The organism is Rhodothermales bacterium (assembly GCA_013002345.1).
In the GTDB taxonomy this organism is placed as follows: domain Bacteria; phylum Bacteroidota; class Rhodothermia; order Rhodothermales; family JABDKH01; genus JABDKH01.
On record JABDKH010000307.1, the window covers coordinates 1 to 6,543 of the forward strand.

Sequence of the window (6,543 nt, forward strand, 5' to 3'; positions counted from 1 at the left end):
TGCCGCTATTCCGACGAAACGGACTCAGCGGCCTCCCTGCGGGTCATGACGTTCAATATCGAAGACCTCCGCACGTCTGATCTGGAACGGGCAGACCATCCCCGGCTCAAGGCCGCGGCGCGTACGATCCAGGAGCTTCGTCCGGACATCCTGCTCGTCAACGAAATGACGTACGATGTGCGGGGCGTGCCGGGTTTTTCGGATGCCGACGGGCCAGGACAGAACGCTCGACGGTTCGTCCAGCGTTTCCTTGCCGTGTCGCAGGGTTCGGGATTGGAGCCGTTGACTTACAATACTTTTTCTCCTGCGACCAACACCGGCGTCAGTAGCGGCCTCGACCTGAACAATGATGGAGCGGTCGCGACCAGCTTTCCGCTACCCGACCCGTCGGACTCGGACGGATCTGCACCATCCCAGACCGCCGCGCAAAGAGCGTATGGAAATGATAGCTGGGGCTTCGGGACGTTCCCCGGACAATATGCGATGGCCCTGTTCGTGGCACCGCACCTGTCTATAGTTCGCGACAGCATCCGCATGTTTCAATTGTTTCGATGGGCAGATATGCCCGGCGCCCTGCGTCCGATGAATGCGGACTCGCTCACGTCATGGTATTCAGACGCGGAGTGGTCGGCGATGAGGCTCAGTTCGAAGAACCATGTAGACGTACCGGTGCGATTGCCCGACGGCCGCATCCTGCATGTGCTTGCCAGTCATCCCACGCCGCCTGCGTTCGACGGACCCGAGCGTCGAAACAAGCTCCGCAATCACGATGAGATCCGATTCTGGATAGACTATGTGGCTGACCGGGAGTATTTCGTGGACGACAGTGGTCGCGCCGGGGGCCTCGCCACGGGCGCATCATTTGTGATTGTCGGCGACCTCAATGCGGATCCCGACGAGGGCAGCTCGCATGGTAATCCGGCCCGCAAGCTGCTAGACGCACCGGCCGTAAGCGGCGACTTCGTCCCGACCGCGACCGAAGCTGGAATCAGCGCGTTCCCCGAACTCGATCCGGACGATACGGCCGAATGGGGACTGCGCATCGACTATGTTCTGCCGTCGCGCGACCTGACAGTGCTCGACGGTGGCGTCCGTCGTCCGCTTTCGAGCGAGGAGAGGGCAAGCGATCACTTTCCGGTATGGCTCGATCTGCAGATACCCGTCAATCAATAGGTGCCTGTTGTATCCACGACGCTGAATGAGTTGGAGACAGTACGAAATCCTGCTTAAGGAAAGACCCCGTGGCTTTCATCTTGTCACCAGCGAGATCGTGCGCGGCCTCACGGACCTGTCCCGGTTTCGAGTCGGTCTCGCCCACTTTTTTATTCTGCATACGTCGGCGTCGCTTACGCTGAACGAGAATGCAAGCAGCGACGTGCGTGTCGACTTCGAGGCGTTCTTCAATCGGATCGTCCCCGATGGCACACCGTACTTCGAACACACGATCGAAGGTCCGGACGACATGCCCGCACACATCAAGGCGTCGTTGATGGGCAGCGGACTTACGGTGCCTTTGCGGGACGGGCGTCTCGTGCTTGGCACGTGGCAGGGGGTCTACCTCTGCGAGCATCGAAACCGGGGTGGACGACGCAAGCTGGTTGTCACGCTCAGCGGCGAACTCGACGGCGACGAATCACATTGACTCAGTGGATTACAGACGCGGCGTGATACGTCTTTCCTGATCGCATCCTCGCCGCTCCGCCGGATCGTCAAAGAGCGCTACTCCGTGACGTGGTCAAGAACCAGCACACCCAGCGGCGGAACATCTACCTCGACCGATGCAGGACGATTGTGCCATTTCTTCTTTTCGGTGGCAAGCGTTCCTTTCGGTCCATAGCCGGAGCCTCCGAAGCGCGTCCGGTCGCTGTTCAAAACGACATTCCACGACCCCTGCCGGGTTAGACCGATTCGATAGTCGGGCCTCGGTACTGGCGTGAAGTTGAACAGAAACACGATCGTCCGATCTTCGCTGGACCGCACATAACTCACCACGCTCGCCCCTGCATCCTGAAAATCAATCCACTCAAATCCTCCGGGTGCGTCGTTCCAGAGCGCCGGGTGGTTCCGATACAACTGATTGAGCGCGCGCACCCAGTCCGCGATGCCCGCGTGCAGATGGGTCTTCAGGAGCTCCCATTCCACCTGGCCGTCGTGATTCCACTCTCCGTATTGTCCGAGTTCCGAGCCCATGAATAGCAGCTTCTTTCCCGGATGCCCGAACATGTGACCGTAGAGGAGGCGAAGATTGGCCGCCTTCTGCCAGTCATCTCCCGGCATTTTGGACCAGAGCGAGCCTTTGCCGTGAACCACTTCATCGTGAGAAAGCGGCAGAAGGAAGTTCTCGGAGAACGCGTAGATCAGCGGGAATGTCAGGTCGTTGTGATGATACTGACGGTGAATCGGATCCTTCGTCATGTATTCGAGCGTATCGTGCATCCAGCCCATGTTCCACTTGAAAAGAAATCCAAGTCCACCGTTGTACGTGGGCGCGGAAACGCCGGGCCATGCCGTCGACTCCTCTGCGATCATCAGCACGCTGTCGAAACGCTTGTACACAACCGCGTTCGTCTCCTGCAGTAACGAAATCGCTTCGAGGTTTTCGCGACCGCCATACTTGTTCGGACGCCAGTCTTCTCTGGAGTAGTCCCGATACAGCATCGATGCAACAGCGTCGACGCGCAGTCCATCGATGTGGTATTTGTCCAACCAGAACGCGGCGTTCGAGATCAGGAAATTCCGGACGCCCGGCATGCCGTAGTCGAATACGTACGTACCCCAGTCGGGGTGGTAGCGCATCAGCGGGTCGGAGTACTCGTACGTGGTATGCCCGTCAAAAAACACTAGCCCCTGTGGATCGGCCGCAAAGTGCGCCGGCACCCAATCCAGCAGCACGCCGATGCCTTCATTGTGCAGGTAGTCAACCAGATACATGAAGTCTTCCGGCGTGCCGTAGCGATGGGTCGTGGCATAGTAGCCGACGATCTGATAACCCCAGGAACCATAGTACGGATGCTCGGCGACGGGCATGAACTCGACGTGAGTAAACCCGAAGTCCTTTACATGATCGGCAAGCGGCTTCGCCAGTTCACGGTAGTTGAGAGACCAACCGTCTTTCGTGCGGATCCACGAACCGATGTGAACCTCGTAGATGGATACGGGTGCATTGAGACTCGCCGGACCTTTCCGTGACTCCATCCAGTCACTATCAGTCCACTCGTAGTCGAGGTCTACCACACGGCTAGAAAGTCCCGCAATTGAACTGCCTCCTTCGACGGGCGGCTCGATCGCGAAGCCGTACGGATCCGTCTTGTCCGTCACATAGGCTCCACGACGGATTCGAAACTTGTAATGGGCCCCTGTCTTGCAGCCGCGGACGTACACTTCCCACAGGCCCGAAAGCCCACCGCCCGTCTTCTTCATCGGGTGCGCGCCTTCATCCCAGTCATTGAAGTCACCGATCACTGAAACGTGATCCGCATACGGAGCCCAGACGGCGAACCACGTACCCTGGCGGTTTGCGTGGGCACCAAGCTTGTCATAACTGGAGTAGTGCCTGCCTTCTTCCCAGAGTTGAGAGTCCTTCTTCGATATCCAGGGCATATCGCTATTCATGACGTGAGGGGATGATGCTACTCAATATCTTGAATGCGGATCTAGCAGTAAACCGTTGTGGACAAAGATCGGCCACGATCTGATCGTAAACTATTTTATTTAGCAAGAGTTAACCGATTCTCTTATTGTGTGCGCATTCGTAATGTGCGTTCACCACCTTGACCAGGATCCCGCCAGATCGTGTGTTGAATGGACGAAGCTCCCGAACAATCCAGAGCCCCCGGACGCAGTCGTGTGCGACCGGGCAAGCCATATCCACTCGGTGCCACCTGGGATGGACTCGGGGTTAATTTCGCGCTGTACGCATCGCACGCGGATCGGGTTGAGCTCGCCCTGTTCGATCATCCCGATGACGAGTCGGCATCGGAGACCGTGTTCCTGGTCGAGCAGACCGGGCCCATCTGGCATTGCTACATTCCGCACCTGCGTCCCGGTCAACTCTACGGGTACCGGGTTGCAGGACCGTACGAGCCCCACGAGGGCCATCGATACAATGAGCACAAGGTGCTGCTGGATCCGTATGCGAAGGCCATAGGTCGGCCGCTGCGCTGGCACGACAGTCTGTATGGCCATTTGCTCGATCATCCCGATGAGGACCTATCGTTCAGCACCGTGGACAGCGCGCCGTTCGCACCACTCGGCGCCGTCATAGATCCGAGTTTCCACTGGGCTTCCGATCAGCCGCCTAAGATTCCGTGGGAAGAGACAATCATCTACGAGACTCACGTCAAGGGATTGACGAAGCTGCATCCTGACGTACCGCCGGAGCTTCGCGGAACGTATCTGGGGATGACGGCTGAGCCGGTAGTAGAGCATCTCAGGAAACTGGGAGTGACGACCGTACAGCTCTTGCCGGTGCACGCCAAGGTTTCCGAACACGGGTTGGTTCGATCGGGTCTCAAGAATTACTGGGGATATAACACGCTGTCCTATTTCTCACCAGAGCCTGAGTATTCGGGAAACGAGTGGTCCAGCGGCGCCGTGAGAGAGTTCAAGATGATGGTGCGCGCCCTGCACGAAGCGGGACTGGAGGTGATCATTGACGTTGTCTACAATCACACGGGTGAGGGCAATAGAATGGGCCCGACGCTTTCGTGGCGAGGTATTGACAACAAAGCCTACTACAAGACGAATCCTGAGAATCGCCGTTACCTGATCGACTACACGGGCACGGGTAACACACTCAACGCCGGCAATCCCCACGTCTTGCAGATGATCATGGACAGCCTGCGCTACTGGGTGCAGGAAATGAGAGTGGACGGGTTCCGCTTCGACCTTGCGGCCTCGCTCGCTCGAGATCTGTATGAGATCAATATGCTGTCCGCATTCTTCCAGGTGATTCAGCAGGATCCGATCCTGAGTCAGGTGAAACTGATTGCAGAACCGTGGGATGTTGGACCAGGCGGCTACCAGGTGGGATCGTTCCCGTGGCAGTGGACCGAGTGGAACGGAAAATACCGGGATGCCGTCCGCCGTTTCTGGCGAACGGACCCCGGCGTGACGGGAGAGTTCGCATCGCGCATTGCGGGATCGAGTGATCTCTACGAATTGTCGGGTAGGAAACCGGCCGCTTCGATCAACTTCGTGACCGCTCATGACGGTTTCTCTCTTGAGGATCTCGTCAGCTATGAGCAGAAGAACAACTGGGACAACCTTGAGGAGAATCGCGACGGTCACGAGCCGAATTACAGCCAGAATTTCGGCGAGGAGGGTCCGACGACCAACAAGCGAATTCTTGCCCGACGCGAGGCCGTCAAAAGAAGTCTGCTTGCGACACTTTTTGTGTCTCAAGGTGTGCCCATGTTGTTCGGGGGCGACGAGTTGTCGGGTACGAAGCGGGGCAACAGCAATTCCTACTGTCAAGACAACGAAATAAACTGGTATCACTGGGATCTTGACGAGCGACAGGAGCAGTTCCTGGACTTTGTGAAACAGCTCACTGCGTTTCGACGGGCGCATCCCAGCTTCCGGCGTCGGAAGTTTCTGACGGGAATTCCGGACGAGTCGGGAGCAAAAGACATCCTCTGGTGGCATCCGGACGGTCGCGAAATGGAGGAGGGGGACTGGTCCGACCACGACGTGAACGCGTTCGGGATGCTACTGCGCGGCGACAAAATTCTTGACGTGGACACGCGCGGACGGATGGTCCATGACGAGACGTTCTTGATCCTGTTCAATTCAGAAGCGCATTCCGTTGATTTTGCCTTGCCCAAGGACCACGCTGGTTTCCCGGCTGTCTGGACGGTGATAGAGGGTGCTCGGAAATCGGTATCGAAGAAATCCTACGGCCCCAGCGATAAGGTCGCGTTGAAGTCGCACCTGATGACGATCCTTACGTCGGTGCCGAACAAGTAGGGTGCGTTTCCAGTAGCCGCGTCCGTGTCGCCGGCTAAGGCTACGACTCCATACTACCGGGCTCAGTCGCCCGCGTCTCTGCCGATCGACCTCTGCCGCAGTTCACGGTAATCCGCCTGAGGGTTTCTGCCACCACTTCGGTCAATGCGCCCGGTTCGAATCGCCACGACCAGTTACCCGTCGCTTCTCCGGGGACATTCATTCTGGCTTCGGTTCCGAGCCCGAGTACGTCCTGCAGCGGGAAGACTACCGAGTCGGCAACGGACATGGCCAGCGCACGGATGAATCGCCAGTGCAGGTCATGCTCATTGCCTGTCGAAACGGCCAGATAATCGCGACAAAACCGGCGCGCCTGCGCGACCTGCTGGGCGTCCTGAGTGCTCAAGTCGCTCCGGTACCAACCGTGAACGGTGTCGTTGTCGTGCGTACCCGAGTAGGCCACAAGATTGCGATGGAAGTTGTGCGGAAGGAATTTGTCGTCCGCGTCGTTGTCGAATGCAAACTGCAAGACGGCCATCCCTGGGAAACCGTATCGCTGCATGAGATCCACCACTTCCTGCGTGATCAGGCCCAGAC

Annotated in this window: 5 protein-coding genes; 3 read left to right on the forward strand and 2 right to left on the reverse strand. The window is 57.9% G+C overall.

Annotated elements, in window-relative coordinates; translation table 11 throughout:
* The first annotated feature begins 45 nt into the window (after nt 1-45).
* Both HKN37_14730 and HKN37_14735 read left to right on the forward strand, forming a co-directional pair.
* Nucleotides 46-1,173, forward strand: coding sequence for an endonuclease/exonuclease/phosphatase family protein (locus HKN37_14730; protein ID NNE47903.1), 1,128 nt, complete (start codon nt 46-48; stop codon nt 1,171-1,173).
* A 25-nt stretch (nt 1,174-1,198) separates the two neighbouring features.
* Entirely contained in the window at nt 1,199-1,642 is a 444-nt protein-coding gene (locus tag HKN37_14735) for a YjbQ family protein (GenBank protein NNE47904.1), read from the forward strand.
* Nucleotides 1,643-1,719: 77 nt separating this feature from the next.
* On the opposite strand, the gene glgB is transcribed toward HKN37_14735, so the two are convergent.
* Nucleotides 1,720-3,600 (reverse strand): 1,4-alpha-glucan branching protein GlgB, encoded by a 1,881-nt coding sequence (gene glgB / locus HKN37_14740; protein ID NNE47905.1) that lies wholly within the window; start codon nt 3,598-3,600, stop codon nt 1,720-1,722.
* Between the two features lie 201 nt (nt 3,601-3,801).
* Between glgB and glgX the strand changes: the two genes are divergently transcribed.
* Nucleotides 3,802-5,967 carry a glycogen debranching protein GlgX gene (glgX, locus tag HKN37_14745; GenBank protein NNE47906.1) on the forward strand — a complete coding sequence of 722 codons (2,166 nt, stop codon included), beginning with the start codon at nt 3,802-3,804 and terminating at the stop codon, nt 5,965-5,967.
* A gap of 40 nt (nt 5,968-6,007) precedes the next feature.
* Here glgX and HKN37_14750 read toward each other — a convergent pair.
* Nucleotides 6,008-6,543, reverse strand: a 536-nt coding sequence (locus HKN37_14750; GenBank protein ID NNE47907.1) for a 4-alpha-glucanotransferase, incomplete at its 5' end; no start/stop codon positions are given.